2 protein-coding genes are annotated in these 1,438 nt (G+C 62.7%); one reads left to right on the top strand and one right to left on the bottom strand.

What is annotated here, in order from left to right:
• Positions 1 to 574, bottom strand: a 574-nt coding sequence (gene obgE / locus EN994_RS31295; RefSeq protein WP_127308145.1) for a GTPase ObgE, incomplete at its 3' end; no start/stop codon positions are given.
• 134 nt (positions 575 to 708) lie between these two features.
• On the opposite strand from obgE, the gene EN994_RS31290 reads away from it, so the two are divergent.
• On the top strand, positions 709 to 1,438 hold a 730-nt coding region (locus EN994_RS31290), incomplete at its 3' end, for an endonuclease/exonuclease/phosphatase family protein (RefSeq protein WP_127308144.1).

The raw sequence follows: 1,438 nt of genomic DNA, 5'->3' as shown, positions 1-1,438 counted from the left end.
TGAACGGATAGTCGGCGATCTTCGGCTTGGCTGCGGTGACCGCCGCCAGGAATGTCGACTTGCCGGCATTGGGCAGCCCGACCAGCCCGGCATCGGCGATCAGCTTCAGCCGCAGCCAGATGTTGAGCTCTTGCCCCGGCAGGCCGGGATTGGCGCGGCGCGGCGCCTGGTTCGTCGAGGTCTTGAAATGCTGGTTGCCGAAACCGCCATTGCCGCCCTTGGCCAGCAGAAAGCGCTGTCCGACCACGGTCAGGTCGCAGATCAGCGTCTCGTTGTCTTCTTCGAACACCTGCGTTCCGGCCGGCACTTTCAGCGTGACGTCGGCGCCCTTGGCGCCGGTCATGTTGCGGCCCATGCCGTGGACGCCGGTCTTGGCCTTGAAATGCTGCTGATACCGGTAGTCGATCAGCGTGTTCAGCCCGTCGACCGCCTCCAGCCAGACATCGCCGCCGCGGCCGCCGTCGCCGCCATCCGGCCCGCCGAACTCGATGAATTTTTCACGCCGGAACGACACCGAACCGGCGCCGCCGTCACCGGAGCGGATGTATACCTTGGCTTGATCGAGAAATTTCATGAGATTGTACAGTTTCTACTAGTGGCTTTGCGGCATTGCTCTAAACCTTGGCCCTTGCTCTAAACCAAGGCGCGGCGAAGGGCGAGGCCGTTTTGTGACAATGGCCATGTGGGGTTGGCCGGAGAGACGTCGGAATGAAGCTTGTAACCTACAACATCCAGTACGGCATCGGCCTCGACGGGCAGTACGATGTCGGGCGCATCGCCGATGCCGTGCGCGGCGCCGACGTGATCGCTTTGCAGGAGGTGACCCGCAACAATCCTCGGAATGGCGGCCGCGACATGGTCGCCGAGATCGGCGAGGCGCTGCCCGACTATTTCGCCGTCTATGGCAGCAATTTCGAGGCCAATATCGGTTCGCACATCGACAACGGCCGTGCCGTCACGAAAACCTTCCAGCTCGGCAACATGGTGCTGTCTAGGACGCCCATTCATCTGTCGCGCAACCTGCTTTTGCCGCGCAGCCGCAGCTTCGAGATGATGAACTTCCAGCGCGGCGCGCTGGAAGCGCTGATCGAGACGCCGCTTGGTTTCATCCGCTTCTATTCCATCCATCTCGATCACCGCAGCCCCCTCGAACGCGCCAGCCAGATCCAGTTCCTGCGCCAACGCATGCTGAACTATGCGCTCGAAGGCGGAGCACTGTCCGGCGTCGCCGAGATCGGCCTGCCGGAACTGCCGCATCCCGAAGCCTTTGTCGGCATGGGCGATTTCAACATGCTGGCCGGCTCACCCGAATATGTCGAACTCGCCGGCCGGCCGGACCATGAATTCGGCATGCCGCTGACCGCCGACTTCGCCGTCGATGCCGCCTTGCGGCTGAACGCCACCGGCGACGATCTCATCAGTTGGGTCGATCCCAAGC

The organism is Mesorhizobium sp. M7A.F.Ca.CA.002.09.1.1 (assembly GCF_003998555.1).
GTDB lineage: Bacteria > Pseudomonadota > Alphaproteobacteria > Rhizobiales > Rhizobiaceae > Mesorhizobium > Mesorhizobium ciceri.
Note: the sequence above shows the minus strand (reverse complement) of the source record. Positions and strands in the feature narration are given on the sequence as shown.